The organism is Aquibium carbonis (assembly GCF_003970795.1).
Lineage (GTDB): Bacteria > Pseudomonadota > Alphaproteobacteria > Rhizobiales > Rhizobiaceae > Aquibium > Aquibium carbonis.
This window is the reverse complement of sequence record NZ_RWKW01000141.1, coordinates 1-17,141: the sequence shown is the minus strand read 5'-3', so window position 1 is coordinate 17,141 and position 17,141 is coordinate 1. Positions and strand designations below refer to the sequence as shown.

Below are 17,141 nucleotides of genomic sequence, written 5' to 3'. Positions count from 1 at the left end.
GGCCGCCAGCGTGCGGGCGCCGTCGGCGAGTTCCAGTCCCGTGGCAAGGTCGAGCGTGAAGTCGTTGCGGTCGAGCGATTTCGGCGCCTTGAGAGCAAAGAAAGGCTTGTCGAGATAGGCGTCCGCCACTGCCCGCACGATGCCGCCCTCGCTGGCGATCATGCCGTCGGCGTCAAACGGCACGCCGCCCTCGGCGCTCACCCACTGGTCGATCAGCGCATTGCCGGGGCCACTGTCGAAGGCGAACGGGTCGCCAATGGCCGGCACGAAGGTCACGTTGGAAATGCCGCCGATATTGACGAGGCAGACAGGAAACCGCGCCATGTCGGCCGGCAGGGACCGCGCGAGGGCCGCGTGATAGACCGGCACCAGCGGCGCGCCCTGCCCGCCATGAACCATGTCGTTGGCGCGCATGTCGAACACCACGGCAAGTCCGGTCTCGCGCGCCAAGAGCGGGCCGTCGCCGAGTTGCACCGTCAGCGCCTTGTCCGGACGGTGCAGCACGGTCTGGCCGTGGAAGCCGACGAGGTCGGCCCGGCCGGCCGCGCCCGGAAAGTCGGCGCGGAACCGCTCGACCGCGCGGGCATGGCGCAGCGTGATCTCGCGCTCGAGGCCGGCCAGGTCGCCCGGTCGCTCGCCGCGCCGCGTGATCGCCTTCGCATCGTCGAGCGCGGCTTCGATCCGCCGGCGGAACGCCGCCTCGTAGGGCACGAAGGCTGACGGGCCGCGCCGGACGACGTCCATGCCGTCGGTGTCGACCACCGCCAGGTCGATACCGTCCATGGACGTCCCGCTCATCAGCCCGATCGCGCATTTGACCGCCATGGAGACCCGTCCAGCTTGTGATTCTCGTCCGGGCGATGCTAAAGGCGCGCATCCCCCAGCGCCACGGCCAGCGGCCGCGACGCGTGCAGCCACCGAAAGAGCCGACCATGTCCGCCTTCAAGTCCGATTTTCTGCGCACGCTGTCCGAGCGCGGCTTCATCCACCAGATTTCCGATGAGACCGGCCTCGACGACCTGCTCCGCAAGGAGACCGTGACGGCCTATATCGGCTACGACCCGACCGCGCCCAGCCTGCATGTCGGGCATCTCATGCAGATCATGATGCTGCACTGGTTCCAGGCGACCGGCCATCGTCCGATTTCGCTGATGGGCGGCGGCACCGGCATGGTGGGCGATCCTTCCTTCAAGGAGGAGGCCCGCAAGCTGATGACCGTGGACATGATCGAGGACAACATCGCCTCGATCAAGCGCTGCTTTTCCAACTATCTCGACTACGACAAGGGCCCCAAGGGCGGCGCCCTGATGATCAACAACGCCGAATGGCTGCGCCCCCTGAACTACCTCGAGTTCCTGCGCGACGTCGGCCGCCACTTCTCGGTCAACCGCATGCTGTCCTTCGACAGCGTCAAGACGCGGCTCGACCGCGAGCAGTCGCTGTCCTTCCTCGAGTTCAACTACATGATCCTCCAGGCCTATGATTTCGTGGAGCTGGCACAGCGCTACGAATGCCGGCTGCAGATGGGCGGCTCGGACCAGTGGGGCAACATCATCAACGGCATCGATCTGGGCCACCGCATGGGGACGCCGCAGCTCTACGCCGTCACCTCGCCGCTGCTGACCACCGCCTCCGGCGCCAAGATGGGCAAGTCGGCTTCGGGCGCTGTCTGGCTCAATGCCGACCTGCTGCCGGTCTACGACTTCTGGCAATACTGGCGGAACACGGAGGATGCCGATGTCGGCCGCTTCCTGAAGCTGTTCACCACGCTGCCGCTCACCGAGGTCGCGCGGCTTGCCGCGCTCGACGGCGCGGAGATCAACGAGGCCAAGAAGGTGCTCGCCACCGAGGTCACCGCGATCCTGCACGGTCGCGACGCGGCCGAAAAGGCGGCGGAAACCGCGCGCAAGACCTTCGAGGAAGGCGCGCTGGCCGAGAGCCTGCCATCGATCGAGGTGCCGACGGCCGAACTCGACTCCGGCATCGGCCTGCTTGCACTGATCGTGCGCGCGGGGCTGGCCGGCTCCAACGGCGAGGCGCGCCGGCATGTCCAGGGCGGCGCCGTGAAGATCAACGACAGGCCCGTGTCCGACGAGCGCATGACCGTCGGCGGCGGCGACGTCACGTCCGACGGCGTGGTCAAGCTGTCGCTCGGCAAGAAGAAGCACATCCTGGTGCGCCCGGCCTGAGGGCCTGCGCACCCTTGATGCGTCCTTCGCTCAACCTCGCACCGTTCCTCAGTCGAACTCGAAGATCGACCGGAAGATGCCCGGCGCGATGGCCGAGATGGGATTGATCTGGAGCTGCGGCGACTTGGAATCGCCCGCAAGCCTGAAGGTGATGCCGATCAGGCCGCGATCGCGGCCATTGCCGAGGATCTGGCCGAACAGCGGAATTTCGCCGAACAGCCGGTTCAGGCCATAGGCCGGCATGAAGGTGCCGGTGATGTCGATGTTGCCGCGCTGGTCGTACAGCGCGCCCTGGAACGTCGCGCCGATCTCGGCCCCGCGCAGCACGCCACGGTCGATCGACAGATAGCCATCACCCTTCTCCACGAGCGCGAAACCGCGCTGGAACCGCGCCTTGCGGTCGTCGAGCTCGCGCCGGGCCACCTGGCTGAGCGACCGTCCGTCGCCGTCGGGTGGCGGTGCAGAGACCAGCGAACGCAGCTTCGGATCGTTGATGACCTGGAAGTCGCGCGCCTCGATCTGACCGCGCAACGGGTCCTTCGGCTTGGCCGAAAGGGCCAGGTCGATCGTGCCGCCATGCATGTATTCGTAGATGTTGAGGAAGCGCAGCACCGCGCCGGCATCGGTCGAACGGATGCTGACGTTTCGCCCGGCCGCGTCGGTCTCGTTGACGATGGAGACGGGCGCGCCGCGCGCCGAAATCGCCGCGATGCGAAGTGCGCCGAGATCCGTGCCGGTGCCGCGCAGGCTGACGTTCAGGCCGGTCAGGACCTCGTTGTTGAAGCCGACGGTGCGCGCCACGGCGACCCCGAGCGTGATCGGCACGGCTTCCACCGCCTTCTCGGCCTTATCCGTTTCGGCGAGGTAGAGCTTGATGACGGAGCGCGCATCGAACGAGGCGCCTTCGATGCCGACGTCGAAGCCCTTGCCGCTGCGCACCAGCTTCACGGCAACGTCGTCCCCCCGGTTGAGCGAGACGCTCGAAAACCGGGCTTCGGACAGGTCGCCACCGGTCAGGACGATGTCGCCCTTGGCCGAGAAGCTCTCGCCCGCCAGTTCGAAACCGGACAGGGCGATGCGGTCGCCATCCTGCTTCATGACGAAACGCGCGGTGCCTGGAATGCCTGCTCCCTTCGTCCAGCCCACCCATGGGAACGACAGCTGGGCCTTGGCCAGGTCGACGTCGAAGCGTTGCTCGCCGGGACCGACGATCGTCACCTTGGCCGTGACGGGGCCCGACAGCATCTCGTTCAGTCCAGGCGCCAGGCGCTTGCGGGCCGCGTCGTCGAGCACCAGCGCCACGTCGCGTGTCCGCGCCGGACCATCATCCGAAAGCGGCTCGGTCATGGCGATTTCCGACGGCATGCCGTTCAGGAGAACCTTGGCACGGATGATGGCCCGCATCGGGTCGACGTCGATCGTTCCGTTGGCCTGCGTCACGGTCTGCCCGTCGAAAGGCTTGGCGATGTCCAGGTTTTCGTAGACGAGGTCCACGTCCCAATCGAGCTGGTCGGCGGGGAAGTCCTTGCGCAGCGGGATCTCGACCTTGACGTTGCCTTTCACCGTTCCGGAAAAATCCTCCGCCGAGAGGCCAAGCCTGCGCATGGCGTCGATCGGCCGATAGGAGGCGAACTCCGCCGCCGCGGGCGCATCGCCTTCGACGTCGATGTCGACGAAACCGGTCGCGGGTTGCGACTCGACCTGCCGGATCAGAACGCTTCCGTTCGAGGCCGCCAGCGTGCGGCCGGTCGGCATGTAGACGGTCCCCCGCGACAGGGTGATGTCGACGTCCGAACCGCGGAAATCGACCGTCCCGTGGGCATCGCGGACGGCGGGCAACTCTCCGGTGATGTCGAAGCGCGTGTCGGCGATGGTGAAGTGGCCGTTGACTTCATCACCGTTCAGCGAAAAGCCGTTGCCGAGCCGACCCGGCTCCACGCGCAGCCGCACGCGTGAATTCTCGATGGTGCCGCCGAAGACGTTGGCCAGAACCCAGGCCCGGGCGCCGGGTGCGGTCGGCGTCGGCCAGAGCTGCTTGGCATACGAAACCGGCATGGTTGGGATGTCGAGCGCCAGCGCCACGGAAGGGGCGATGTCCTCGAAGAACTGGATGCTGGCGCGGCCGACGATCTCGCCGGGCCGCGTGCGGATCCCGAGTTCCTGGGCGTTGAGAAGCCGCGCCACGGGATCGTAGGTTCCGGCGACCCGGGCCAGGAACTGCAGCGCCGGCTCGGACACGTCGTCCCCGGCGATGGTTGATCCGTCCGAGTTGAATTCCCAGCGATAGGCCGGGGCGGCATTGCGTTCGTCCTTGGCCGGCACCGGCCCCACCGCGCCATGGAAGGCGTAGGTCGAGCGCGCGGTCTTGAGCGACAGGCGTTCGAATTCGAGCTTGCCGGATCCGGCGGCCAGAACGGCGGCCATGTCGAGATTGGCGCGCATCGGCCCGAATTCGGGCAGGGTGGCGACGAGGTCAGCCCCCGACGCCACGATCCGGATCCGTCCCCGCCCCGGCGCCGGACGCGTGCCGGTGAGCCGAAGGCGGCCGCTGCCTTCGATCCAGGGCGAATCGGCGCTTGCGGTTTCCGCCGGACGCGTCGCGTCGACCTGGACATCGAAGCGGATTCCCGTGGCTTTGCGGCGCGACGCGACGCCGGTGAGGACGACCGGCCGCCCCAGGAGATCGAACTCTCCCTCGAGCTTCAGTCCCTCTCCCGGCTGGCGCCATGCCGAAAAATGTTCGGCGTGCAGGCTGTGGCGCGCGTCTCCCGCCAGGATCAGTTCCACGTCCCGCATCACCATGCGCGGCGCCTCGCGACCTTCCAGCGCATCGAACAGCTGCGTCATCCCGCCGAAGATCGACGCCACCACCTTGTCGGGATCGATCAGGCCGCGCTCGTCGGTCACCCCGTCGAGCCATCCCGGTTCGCTCGACGCGGGAAGAGCGGCCCCGTCGACGACCGCTTCCATCAGCGCGGCTTCCTTGATGTCCAGGCGCCCCGTCAGCAGCGGCCAGAGCGAGAAGCCGAACCGCATCGCGCCGGCACGGGCGAACTCCCGGCCGTTTTCGGCGACCGACAGGCGAACGTCGGGAACCTCGATGGAGACCAGGCCGATCTCGCCCCAGGAGAGGCGCGCGGCCCCGGCCTCGACCCGCACGGGCACGCCGGCATAGGCCGAAAGCGCCACTTCCGCTTCCTGCTTGATCCGGTCGTTGCCGAAGCCGGCCGCTCCGGCGAGATAGAGGGTGCCGGCGGCCACGAGCACCAGCGCCAGCAAGGCCATGCCCGACAGAAAGGCGACCCTGGCCACGGCACGACCACCCCGCCTCCGCCGCCTGGCGAGAGGGGGTGGGGTGCTGGCCGAAGGCAACGTCTCCAAGGCCGCTATCTCGGCCTTCCGGAATCGCACTTTCTCGTGCTGCACAGTCCTCTCTTCCACTCGGTGGTTCGACTCAGCGGTGATCCATGGACGAATCCCGCACGTTAACTATAAGGCGAACCGCCGGTGCCGTTAACGAAATTCCGCAGCGAGACGGCGCGCGGCCGGCGGGCGTGGCCGACACAGAAGGAACCTCACATGGCAAGACCAGAAATCGGACAGGATGCACCGGACTTCGAACTCCCCAGCGACGGAGGCGGGACCATCGCGCTGTCGTCTCTGAAGGGCAAGGCGGTCGTCCTCTACTTCTACCCGAAGGACGACACGAGCGGCTGCACCACCGAAGCGATCGACTTCTCCGCTCTCAAGCCCGACTTCGACGAGGCCGGCGCGATCATCATCGGCCTTTCTCCCGATAGCGCAAAAAGTCATGACAAATTCAAGGCGAAGCATGGCCTGCGCGTGACGCTCGCCTCCGATGAGGAGAAATCGACGCTGGAAGCCTATGGCGTCTGGGTGGAGAAGAGCATGTACGGGAAGACCTACATGGGCGTGGAGCGCACCACCGTCCTCGTCGGGCCTGACGGCAAGGTCCGCAGGATCTGGCCCAAGGTGAAGGTGCCGGGACATGCGAAGGACGTGCTGGAAGCGGTGAAGAGCCTGTGACGCCGATGGATGCAGCCTCCCCCGCCGATGCGGGCGACTATCGGCCGGCGAGCCTGCGGGGCGGCTGCATCGATGCCATCGCGGCCAGCGACCTCGATCGCAAGACGGCGATCGTGCGGATCGTGGCGCGGCGCTGGTTCGACCGGACGATCTCGGTGATGAGCCCGATGGACGGGACACCGCCGGACAGCCCCGGCCGGCCGGCGCGGCCGGAGCTTGTCGAGCCCCGGCATGTGCCGCGCCGCTCGCTGCACACCGACAAGGGCCGCGTGGCGCTCGCCCACGCGCTGGCGCACATCGAGCTCAACGCGATCGACCTCGCCCTCGACATCGTCGCGCGGTTCGCCGCCGAGCGACCGCCGGCGAGCTTCTTCGACGGCTGGATGCAGGTCGCCTTCGAGGAGGCCAAGCACTTCACGCTGCTGCGCAACAGGCTGCGCGCGCTCGGCGCGGATTATGGCGACCTGCCCGCGCATGGCGGGCTCTGGGAAGCTGCCCACCAGACCCGTAACGACCTGCACGCGCGTCTGGCCGTGGTGCCGCTGATCCTCGAGGCGCGCGGCCTCGACGTCACGCCCTCGCTGCTGGAGAAGATGGAAGAGACCGGGGACACCGAGACAGCCGCGATCCTGCGCGTCATCTACGAAGACGAGAAGAAGCACGTGGCGATCGGCGCCAAGTGGTTCCGGTTCTATTGCGCGCGCGACCGGATCAATCCCGCGCAGCGGTTCCAGGAGCTGGTGCGGGCCAATTTCCGCGGCGACCTGAAGCCGCCATTCAACGACCGCGCACGCGCGGCGGCCGGCCTGACGCCCCTCTTCTACCGCGCGTTGAGCGCGTCTTCGCGCCACGGCTGAAGCGACCCGGACAGGGCCTCGATGGTGGGTCCGAAAACCTTTGTTAACCCTAATGGAGTGTAATCGGTCGGTGTAATCCTGGAGCATGTCTCTCGAAGGCGGGCAACGGCTTCGAGGCCAAGACAGGCGAAGAACGAAGACCCAAGGCGTCTCGAGCGGCTCTGCGAGTCGCGATGCGCTTTGGGTGCAATGGAAAGCAGCGTCCTGTGTCAAAGAGCCGTTCATCCGCCGTTTTCGGCAAGCGCAAGGAACCGCACACCTTCATCATCGCCCGTGGGGAAGAGATCCGCCATTTCACCGTGAGGCCGTGGATGTCGGCCGTGGCCGGGTCGGTGCTCGCGGCCTGCGCCGTCGGATACCTTCTGGCCACCAGCTACCTGGTCCTGCGGGACGACCTGATCGGCGCGACCGTGGCGCGGCAAGCCCGCCTGCAGCATGCCTACGAAGACCGGATTTCGGCCTTGCGCGCCCAGGTCGACCGCATCACCAGCCGCCAGATGCTCGACCAGCAGCTCGTCGAAAGCAAGGTGGCCGAACTGATCGACCGGCAGGAAGAACTCACGGCCCGCAACGGCATGATCCTGCCATTGCTGGAAAAGGCCGTCGGCGAGGATGCCCTGCCCGTGCGGGGTCCCGTCCCGCTCACCAAGCCCGAGATCCGCGCCGGCATTCCGCTCGAGAACGCCTTCGCGCCGACCGCGACCGCGAGCGCGGCCGCCTCGGCGCTGTCGGGACTGGCGCAGAAGAAGCCTCGCGCCGACGAGCCGAACATGTCTCCGGCCGACCGAGCCGACCTCCTGTTCATGAAGATCAACCGCTCCTTGCGCGACATCGAGGATCAGCAGCTTCGGAAGATCCGCTCGGTGAAGGAGAACGCCTACAAGACCGCCGACGCCATCGTCACCGCGCTGAAGGAAGCCGGCCTGCCCGTCGATCCCGGCTACGGCACGAGCGACGTCGGTGGCCCCCTGGTCCCGGTCGGGACCGAAGATCCCTTCGAGGCCGAAGTCGAGGAACTGGACGACGCGCTGACCAAGCTCGACGGCATCCGCCGCGCCGCCGTGCGGCTGCCGATCGCCAATCCCGCGCCGGGCCAGAACGTGACCAGCGGCTTCGGTGTTCGCCGCGACCCGCTCATCGGCCGCCCCGCCTTCCACGCCGGCATCGATTTCCGCGCCGCGGTCGGCGTCCAGGTGCGCGCCAGCGGCGCCGGCACCGTCGTCAAGTCCGGCTGGAACGGAGGCTACGGCCGCATGGTCGAGATCGACCATGGCAACGGCCTGACCACGCGCTATGCGCATCTCAGCCGGATCAAGGTGGCGGAGGGCGAAGCCATCTCGGCTGGCGCCATCATCGGATTGGCGGGAAGCTCCGGCCGCTCCACCGGACCGCATCTTCACTACGAGGTGCGCCGCAACGGCAAGGCCACGAACCCGGTCCGCTACATCAGCGCAGGCAAGGCCATCAAGGATCTGCTGTAGAGCCGTCAGGAACACCGCCGGCAACGACCGGCGGCGCTTGCGATCAGTCGATGTCGGCGACCGCGGTCGCACCGCCATCGATGCGATGCGACAGCGAGGCCTCCATGAAATCGTCGACGTCGCCGTCGAGCACACCCTGGGGGTTGGTGCTTTCGAAGCCGGTGCGCAGATCCTTCACGAGCTGATAGGGCTGCAGCACGTAGGAGCGGATCTGGTGGCCCCAGCCGATGTCGGACTTCGACGCTTCGGTTGCGTTCGCCGCTTCCTCGCGCTTCTGCAGCTCGGCCTCGTAGAGGCGTGACCGCAGCATCTCCCAGGCCTTGGCCTTGTTCTTGTGCTGCGAGCGCTCCTGCTGGCAGGCGACTGCGATCCCGGTCGCCAGATGGGTGATGCGCACGGCCGAATCGGTCGTGTTGATGTGCTGGCCGCCCGAGCCCGATGCGCGATAGGTGTCGATGCGAACATCCGATTCGGACACCTCGATCTCGATCGTGTCGTCGATGACCGGATAGACCCAGACGCTGGCAAACGACGTGTGCCGGCGCGCATTGCTGTCGTAGGGCGAGATGCGCACGAGGCGGTGCACGCCGGATTCGGTCTTCAGCCAGCCATAGGCGTTGTGGCCCCTGATCAGCAGGGTCGCCGACTTGATGCCGGCCTCCTCGCCGTCATGCATTTCGAGAACCTCGACCTTGAACTTCCGCCGTTCGGCCCAGCGCGTGTACATGCGCAGCAGCATGTTGGCCCAGTCCTGGCTCTCGGTGCCGCCGGCGCCGGCATGCACTTCCAGATAGGTGTCGTTCTTGTCGGCCTCGCCGGACAAGAGCGTCTCGATCTGGCGCGCGGCGATCTCGGCCCGCAGGTCGCGGATCGAAGCCTCGGCCTCGCCCACGACCGACTGGTCACCCTCCTCCTCGCCGAGTTCGATGAGGCCGATGCCATCCTCGAGCTGCGACGACAGGCGGCGGATGGCCGCGATCTGGTCTTCCAGCGACTGACGCTCGCGCATCAGGTCCTGTGCCTTCTGGGGGTCGTTCCAGAGATCGCCGTCCTCGGCGAGCGAGTTGAGATAGTCTAGACGCTTGAGGGCCTGATCCCAGTCAAAGATGCCTCCTCAGCAGGCCGATGCCCTGCTGGATCTCGTCGACAAGATTTTGGGTTTCCGCGCGCATGGCAGGTTGCCTGCTCTTTCTGATTGGATGGAATGGGTGATGAATCGCGGCGGACCATATTTCCATGGTCCGCCGCTGTAAAGGCGATCGCAGCGCTTGCCGCGCCGCCGACGCGTTTCGATCAGCGGGTCAGTAGAGGCCGCCGCCGCCCGTGGAGATTGCACGGCTCGCCGAGGGCGAGATCGCGGCGCCTTCGACCGAGACGCCATACTCGCCGCCGATGATGGAGTAGGAGTCGGCCGGCCCGGTGCCGGGCTTGAACGCTTCCATGATCACGCCGGCCTCGCCTTCGTAGGCCTGCATGCCGGTCTGGCGGTTGATCGGGATGAGCTTCATGCCTTGCGGGATCTGGAAGTCGACCGGACGCATGTCCTTCAGCGCCTCGGCCATGAACTCCTTGAAGATCGGGGCGGCGAGGCCGCCACCGGTCGATCCCTTGCCCATCGGCGAGGGCTGGTCGTAGCCGAGATAGACGCCCACGACGATGTCGGGGGTGAAGCCGACGAACCAGGCGTCCTTCTCGTCGTTGGTGGTGCCGGTCTTGCCGGCGATGGGACGGCCAAGCTCGGCAATGGTGGTGGCGGTGCCGCGCTGCACCACGCCCTGCATCATCGAGGTGATCTGGTAGGCCGTCATCGGATCAAGCACCTGCTCGTAATTGTCGATCAGCTCGGGTTCCGACTGTCCACGCCATTCGGGCGCGTTGCAGCCCTCGCAACCGCGCTCGTCGTGCTTGTAGACGGTCTTGCCGTAGCGATCCTGGATGCGGTCGATGAGCGAGGGCTTGATCGACTTGCCGCCATTGGCGAACACCGAATAGGCCGTGACCATGCGCATGACGGTCGTTTCGCCGGAGCCCAGAGACATGGAAATGTGCGGCGGCATGCGGTCGTAGACACCGAACCGCTCGGCGTATTCGGCCACCAGCGGCATGCCCATGTCGTTGGCGAGGCGAACCGTCATCAGGTTGCGCGACCGCTCGATGCCGGCGCGCAGCGTCGACGGGCCGGCCGCCTGGCCGCCATAGTTCTTCGGCGACCAGACCTCGTTGCCGATGGTGATGGTGATCGGCCCGTCGAGCACGACGGAGGCGGGCGTGTAGCCATTGTCCAGCGCGGCGGCGTAGAGGATCGGCTTGAACGACGATCCCGGCTGGCGCATCGCCTGGGTCGCGCGGTTGAACTCGGAAGCCGAGAAGGAAAATCCGCCGACCATCGCCAGCACGCGGCCGGTATGGGGGTTCATCGCCACCAGTCCACCGCCGACCTTGGGAACCTGGCGCAGCGTCCAGGCGGAGCCCTCGTTCTCGACATAGACGACGTCGCCCACGCTCAGCACGTCGGACGGCGTCTTTGCCTTGAGCAGCTTGCCGTCGACGACGTAACGCATCGCCCAGCCCATCTCCTTGGCGCTGATCGAGATGATCTCGCGCTCCGCGACGAGTTGGCCCGACACTTCCCGCTGCGGCCGCAGCCCCAGTTCAAGACCGTTGGCGCCGACCTCCAGCACGACCGCCAGCTGCCATTCCGGAACGTCGGACAGCACCGGCACTTCGGCCAGCGGAACGCCCCAGTCGCCGGACGTCGCGATGCTGGTCACCGGGCCGCGGAAGCCGCGCAGCGTGTCGAAGCGGATCAGGCCGTTCTGCAGCGCGGTGCGGGCGATGGTCTGCAGCTTCGGATCGAGAGTGGTCCGGATCGAGAGGCCGCCGGCGTAGAGCGCATCCTCGCCATATCGCTGGATGATCTCGCGACGCACCTCTTCGGTGAAGTACTCGCCGGCGAACAGGTTGCTGCCGCGACGGCGCGGATTGACGTTCAGTCCCGTCGTCTTCGCCTTCTCGCCTTCGGCCGCCTCGACATAGCCGTTCGACACCATCTGGTCGATGACCCAGTTGCGGCGCTCGATGGCGCGCTCGGTGTGCCGGAACGGATGGTAGTTGGCAGGCCCCTTGGGCAGCGCCGCCAGGTAGGCCGCCTCGCCGATCGTGAGTTCGTTGACGGACTTGTCGAAATAGGCGAGCGCCGCACCGGCGATCCCGTAGGAGTTCAGCCCGAAGAAGATCTCGTTGAGATAGAGCTCGAGAATCCGGTCCTTCGAATAGGCCTGCTCGATGCGGAAGGCGAGGATCATCTCGCGGATTTTGCGATCGTAGGTCTGGTCGGAGGTCAGGAGGAAGTTCTTGGCGACCTGCTGGGTGATGGTCGACGCGCCCACGGGGCGCCGGCCGCTGCCGACATTCTGCACGTTGGTGATCACGGCGCGGGCCAGACCGGTCAGATCGATGCCGGGATGAGTGTAGAAATTCTTGTCCTCGGCGGACAGGAAGGCCGCCTTCACACGGTCCGGAATGGCCTGGATGGGCAGGAACAGGCGCCGCTCCTTGGCGAACTCGGCCATCAACTCGCCGTCGGACGCGTGAACGCGGCTCGTCACCGCCGGCTCGTAGCGGGCCAGCACCTCGTAATCGGGCAGATCGCTGGACAGCTGGGTCAGATACAGGGCGACGCCGCCGGCCACCACGAGGCCCAGCATAATGGCAACGCCGAAGAAATATCCAATGAGTCGAATCATACCCGCTCCAATCCGGACAACCCGAAGCCCGGTAGCCTTGCGAAGGTGCTTCCTCGGTGGGAAACCGCACTTCGTTTCACCGACCGCTCATTGCCCACATCATGTGGGCAAAATGCGGCAGGAACACCGTACGGCCACGCGAGGAAACACGCCTTTGCGAGGCATGTTGCCAAAAGGCCACGGCCGTCAATCCCTCCGCTTCATCCTCACCCGCGCGCGCCGACCCTGATCGTGGCGAATTCCTCGATTGCCTCCAGCATGCTGGACACCGCCTTGTCGCGCCAGACCGGGTCCTGAAGCCGGGCGGCATCCGATGCGTTGGACAGATAACCGAGTTCGACCAGCACGGAAGGCACGTCCGGGGCGCGCAGCACGCGGAAGCCCGCAGCGCGCTGCGGATTGTTGATCAGTTCGATGCTTTTGCCGAGCTGCTCGACCAGGGATCGCGCAAACTTGACGGAAAAACCATGCGTCTCGCGCCGTATGAGATCGAAGAGAATGTCGGCGACCTGCGGGTTCTCGTCGGTAATCTCGATGCCGGCGACCGAATCGGAGCGGTTCTCGCGCTCGGCGGCGGCGCGCGCGACTTCGTCGGACGCCTTTTCCGAAATCGTGTAGACGCTCGCCCCGCGGATACTCGGCAGGTTGATCGTGTCGGCATGGATCGAGACGAACAGATCGGCATCGTGCTGGCGCGCGATCCGCACCCGCTCGTCCAGGCGCAGGAAGACGTCGTCGTCCCGGGTCATGAAGACGTTGAAGCGGCCGGTCGCCTTCAGTCGGTCGAGAAGATCCCGTGAAAAGGACAGCGTCAGATCCTTCTCCGCGATCCCGCCAAGACCCTTCGCGCCCCCGTCGATGCCGCCATGGCCCGGATCGATCACGATCGTGAACGGCTTTCCGGTCCTTTCGCGCGTGCCGACGCGGTCGCTCTTGGCGGTCGTCACCGTGGACGCGGTCGTCGCCGCCTGGTCGGCCAGCGCGCGCTCGAAGGCCGCCTCCGAATCGGCGATGATGTCGATGACCATGCGATGGCCAGGCGAGTTCTCGTTTTCGAGCAGCGACAGGTTCTCGACGGTGAAGGGCCCCTTCCCGGAGATGATGAGGCGCGACGAGCCGGTGCCGAGATTGCCGTATCGGACGCCGGTCACGAGACCGCGCGGATCGAGCGTGTCCGGCTCGAAGCCGAAGCTGGTTTCCGGGAGGTCGACCACGAGACGATGCGGACCGCGCAGGAGGAACCACTTGACGTCCGGCTCGCGATTGAACTCCACCACCACCCGCATGCGCACCGCGTCGCCCGCCATGCGGTAGGCGTGTGCGCGCAGCGGCGGCGATTCGGCATCCGGCGCCGCGATGGCGCCTGCCTGGGCGAGCATCAGCGCCGCGAGCACGACTAATCCGGCCAGTGCGCGATGCAGCACTCGCCAGCCATGGTCCTGCGGTCGTTGCATCAGTCCCAGTCCCGCCACCCTGTTTGCCGGTGTCCAGCCTGCCGGACATGCGTCTCGTTAACGGATCGTATCCGCGCGTGGTTAACCAAAGCTTGTCGCGCCAACCCCTCCCGCCCCCCCTTTGCCGGCATCGGAAACGGGGGTTGCCTTCGTCGCGCCCAAATCATAAAAGCGTCGCTGGGTTACTTCAATGCTCGGCACCTCCTCCCGACCGATCTTCCCTCAACCGAGCGGAAGTTTCATGTCGATGGCGACGGCTGGTTGTCCGGCGCGTAGTGAACCAGAAAGTTTTCGTCAAGGCGTTCGCGGTTGACCGGAACACCTTGAGTGATGAAAACGGCCGGAAGTTGTCTTCCGCGCCGGCTCTGTACGAGCAAAGAGCTGGTCCGGCGTGTTCCGGGCCTTGGTTGAAAACGTTTCGCCTGGAAAAGCGATGGCCTTGGGCGCCCTGAAGAAAACTCCCGAACAGAACCGCGCCTTCGTGGCTGCGGGCGGGCATCTTCCGGCGTCTCGGCCACGGCAGTCGGCGGACCACAGATTATCCGGCACGATCCCTCCGAGAATCACCAGGCGGTGCGCAATGTCGCCCCCGTCCGTGATGGCGGCTGCCGGGGAGACAAATTCTTATGCCCAACAAAATGCTCATCGATGCCTCCCACCCGGAGGAAACGCGGGTCGTCGTCACACGCGGTAACCGTATCGAGGAATTCGACTTCGAGTCCCAGGACAAGAAGCAGCTCAAAGGCAACATCTACCTGGCCCGCGTGACACGGGTGGAGCCGTCGCTCCAGGCGGCCTTCGTGGAATATGGCGGCAACCGCCACGGTTTCCTCGCCTTCAGCGAAATCCATCCCGACTACTACCAGATCCCCGTGGCCGACCGTCAGGCGCTGCTCCGGGCCGAAGCGGAAGCGGCCGAGGACGAGGACGACGACGAGGATCCGGAAGAACGCTCCGAGCGCGGCAAGCAGAAGCGGCGGCGCAACGGCCGCGGCCGCAGCCGCAACCGTCGCGATGACGAGACCAGCGCGTCCAGCGGCGCCGAAGGCGAGCGCGACGCCGACGACAACGGCGTCGAATCGGTCGGAAGCTTCGAGAATGGCGATCCCGAATCGGCCGGCGACGACGTTCGGCCGGCGCAGGATCTGGACGAACCGGCCGCCGACGTCGACCAGGACGAGGCCGAAGACGGCGACGGCAAGCCCGGCGGCCCGGCCATGGCGGCGGCGAGTTCGGCGGACGTGGTCTCCGAGGACGTCGGCGAGCGCTCGGACAAGTCGCACGACTTCGGTCGCGACGATTCGGACGAGGGCGGACCGCGCTCGATCGAGGAGGGCGACGAGGAGGTCGAATCGGTCGGCGCCGAGGACGCGCTCGAGGAACTGCCCAATCGCCGCAAGGTGTTTCGCAAGCAGTACAAGATCCAGGAAGTCATCAAGCGCCGCCAGATCCTGCTCGTCCAGGTCGTCAAGGAAGAGCGCGGCAACAAGGGCGCGGCGCTGACGACCTATCTGTCGCTCGCCGGACGCTATTCGGTGCTGATGCCCAACACGGCGCGCGGCGGCGGCATTTCCCGCAAGATCACCAGCCTGCCGGATCGCAAGCGCCTGAAGGACGTCGTCAAGGAACTCGAGGTGCCGCAGGGCATGGGCGTGATCCTGCGCACGGCCGGCGCCAATCGCACCAAGCCCGAGATCAAGCGCGACTACGAATACCTGATGCGGCTGTGGGAGAACGTTCGCACGCTGACGCTCCAGTCCACCGCCCCTGCCCTCGTCTACGAGGAAGGCAGCCTGATCAAGCGGTCGGTGCGCGACCTCTACAACAAGGACATCGACGAAATCCTGGTTGCCGGCGACACGGGCTACCGCGAGGCCAAGGACTTCATGCGCATGCTGATGCCCAGCCATGCGAAGGTGGTACAGCCCTATCGCGACGTCGTGCCGATCTTCGCGCGCAACGGCATCGAGGCGCAGCTCGACCGCATGCTGCAGCCGCAGGTGACCCTGAAGTCGGGCGGCTACATCATCATCAACCAGACCGAGGCGCTGGTCTCCATCGACGTCAACTCCGGTCGCTCGACCAAGGAGCATTCGATCGAGGACACCGCGCTGCAGACCAACCTGGAGGCGGCCGAGGAAGTGGCGCGCCAGTTGCGGCTGCGCGACCTCGCCGGCCTGATCGTCATCGACTTCATCGACATGGACGAGAAGCGGAACAACCGCGCCGTCGAGAAGAAGATGAAGGACTGCCTCAAGAACGACCGCGCGCGCATCCAGGTCGGCCGGATCTCGCATTTCGGCCTGCTGGAGATGTCGCGCCAGCGCATTCGCGCCAGCGTGCTCGATTCGACGATGAAGCCCTGCCCGCATTGCGGCGGGACCGGTCATGTCCGCTCGGACTCGTCGGTGGCGCTGCACGTCGTGCGGGCCATCGAGGAGCACCTGCTCAAGGACAACCGCCACCACATCACCGTGCGCACGCCGGTGGCGACGGCGCTCTACGTCCTGAACCACAAGCGCGCCAACATCATCGACCTCGAGATGCGTTTCGGCCTGTCGATCACCATCGAGGCGGATGAGAGCGTCGGCATCCAGCATTATGCGATCATGCGCGGCGCGGTGGTCGAGAACCCGATCGCCATCCCGCAGATGCCAGCCTATGCGGACACCGCCGAGGACGAGCTTCTCGACGCGGCGATCGAACCGGAAGTCGAGGACGACGAAGAAGAGGCCGTGGTCGCGGCGCCGCAGCCTCAGCAGCGCGAACCCCGCGAACAGCGCGAGAGCGCCTCGGAAGACGGCCAGGGTCGCCGCAAGCGCAAGCGCCGGCGGCGGCGCGGCGGACGCGATCGTGACGGTCAGGAGGCGGGCACGCAGGCTGGCGAGGCCGGTGCGGCTGAGGATACCGGGCACGACGACGACGAATCCGGACCGGTCGAGGCAGGCATCGAAGCCGGCACCGAGGCTGGCGAGGTCGCCGACGACGCCGGCGCCGATGCGGATGGCGGCAAGAAGCGGCGTCGCGGCAAGCGCGGCGGCCGCAAGAACCGCCGCGACGCGGACGGCGTCGAGATCGAGGCCGGCGCCGAAACCGGCGATGATGACGGCGACGACGCGGCCCCTGCCGGCGACAGCGCCGTCGAAGCACCGGCGGCGGTGATGGCGGACGCGCCGGTGGCGGAAGCGATCGAGCCGGAGACCCCGGTGGAACCGGCCGCCGAGGCGGTGGCCGAGACCGACGGCAAGCCGGCGCCGAAGAAGCGCGCCCGGCGGCCTTCCAAGAAGGCCCTCGCCGAAGCGGAAGCGGCCGCCAAGGCGGCCGAAGCCGCAGCCGAGGCGCCGGTCGCCGCGGTTGCGGCGGCAGA

At 66.7% G+C, this 17,141-nt stretch carries 10 protein-coding genes; 5 read left to right on the top strand and 5 right to left on the bottom strand.

The genetic code is table 11. The features are described 5' to 3' along the window. A partial coding sequence (locus EJC49_RS24535; protein WP_126702558.1) for an anhydro-N-acetylmuramic acid kinase occupies positions 1-825 on the bottom strand: 825 nt, incomplete at its 3' end. 107 nt (positions 826-932) lie between these two features. Here EJC49_RS24535 and tyrS point away from each other — a divergent pair. Then, positions 933-2,189: a tyrosine--tRNA ligase gene (gene tyrS / locus EJC49_RS24530; RefSeq protein ID WP_126702557.1), complete on the top strand. Its 1,257-nt coding sequence runs from the start codon at positions 933-935 to the stop codon at positions 2,187-2,189. Positions 2,190-2,237: 48 nt separating this feature from the next. Here the strand turns inward: tyrS and EJC49_RS24525 are convergent, their stop codons facing one another. Continuing rightward, the gene (locus EJC49_RS24525) at positions 2,238-5,501 is read right to left on the bottom strand and encodes a YhdP family protein (RefSeq protein WP_126702556.1); all 3,264 of its coding nucleotides are present in this window, start codon (positions 5,499-5,501) and stop codon (positions 2,238-2,240) included. Between the two features lie 267 nt (positions 5,502-5,768). Between EJC49_RS24525 and EJC49_RS24520 the strand changes: the two genes are divergently transcribed. The 3 genes from EJC49_RS24520 (at position 5,769) to EJC49_RS24510 (ending at position 8,574) form a co-directional block, all read left to right on the top strand. Continuing rightward, complete coding sequence (locus EJC49_RS24520; RefSeq protein ID WP_126702555.1) at positions 5,769-6,236, top strand: peroxiredoxin; 468 nt, start codon at positions 5,769-5,771, stop codon at positions 6,234-6,236. Between the two features lie 5 nt (positions 6,237-6,241). Then, on the top strand, positions 6,242-7,093 hold the full coding sequence (locus EJC49_RS24515; RefSeq protein WP_126702554.1) for a ferritin-like domain-containing protein: 852 nt from the start codon (positions 6,242-6,244) through the stop codon (positions 7,091-7,093). Positions 7,094-7,299: 206 nt separating this feature from the next. After that, positions 7,300-8,574 (top strand): M23 family metallopeptidase, encoded by a 1,275-nt coding sequence (locus tag EJC49_RS24510; RefSeq protein ID WP_126702553.1) that lies wholly within the window; start codon positions 7,300-7,302, stop codon positions 8,572-8,574. A 43-nt stretch (positions 8,575-8,617) separates the two neighbouring features. On the opposite strand, the gene prfB is transcribed toward EJC49_RS24510, so the two are convergent. The 3 genes from prfB to EJC49_RS24495 all read right to left on the bottom strand — a co-directional run bounded on the left by prfB (position 8,618) and on the right by EJC49_RS24495 (position 13,774). After that, positions 8,618-9,746, bottom strand: a protein-coding gene (prfB, locus tag EJC49_RS24505; RefSeq protein WP_126702552.1) for a peptide chain release factor 2 whose coding sequence is annotated in 2 segments (ribosomal slippage) — positions 8,618-9,679 and positions 9,681-9,746 — 1,128 coding nt in all. Because the reading frame shifts where the segments join, the coding sequence is not laid out codon by codon here. Positions 9,747-9,875: 129 nt separating this feature from the next. Then, positions 9,876-12,320 carry a penicillin-binding protein 1A gene (locus EJC49_RS24500; RefSeq protein WP_126702551.1) on the bottom strand — a complete coding sequence of 815 codons (2,445 nt, stop codon included), beginning with the start codon at positions 12,318-12,320 and terminating at the stop codon, positions 9,876-9,878. Between the two features lie 206 nt (positions 12,321-12,526). Continuing rightward, complete coding sequence (locus EJC49_RS24495) at positions 12,527-13,774, bottom strand: N-acetylmuramoyl-L-alanine amidase (protein ID WP_126702550.1); 1,248 nt, start codon at positions 13,772-13,774, stop codon at positions 12,527-12,529. Between the two features lie 626 nt (positions 13,775-14,400). On the opposite strand from EJC49_RS24495, the gene EJC49_RS24490 reads away from it, so the two are divergent. Then, a partial coding sequence (locus EJC49_RS24490) for an Rne/Rng family ribonuclease (RefSeq protein ID WP_126702549.1) occupies positions 14,401-17,141 on the top strand: 2,741 nt, incomplete at its 3' end.

What these genes read in the sequence shown, in the direction of transcription:
- EJC49_RS24495 (WP_126702550.1), bottom strand. Translation starts at nt 13,774, where the DNA reads ATGCAACGACCGCAGGACCATGGCTGGCGAGTGCTGCATCGCGCACTG.
- EJC49_RS24520 (WP_126702555.1), top strand. Translation starts at nt 5,769, where the DNA reads ATGGCAAGACCAGAAATCGGACAGGATGCACCGGACTTCGAACTCCCC.
- tyrS (WP_126702557.1), top strand. Translation starts at nt 933, where the DNA reads ATGTCCGCCTTCAAGTCCGATTTTCTGCGCACGCTGTCCGAGCGCGGC.
- EJC49_RS24515 (WP_126702554.1), top strand. Translation starts at nt 6,242, where the DNA reads ATGGATGCAGCCTCCCCCGCCGATGCGGGCGACTATCGGCCGGCGAGC.
- EJC49_RS24500 (WP_126702551.1), bottom strand. Translation starts at nt 12,320, where the DNA reads ATGATTCGACTCATTGGATATTTCTTCGGCGTTGCCATTATGCTGGGC.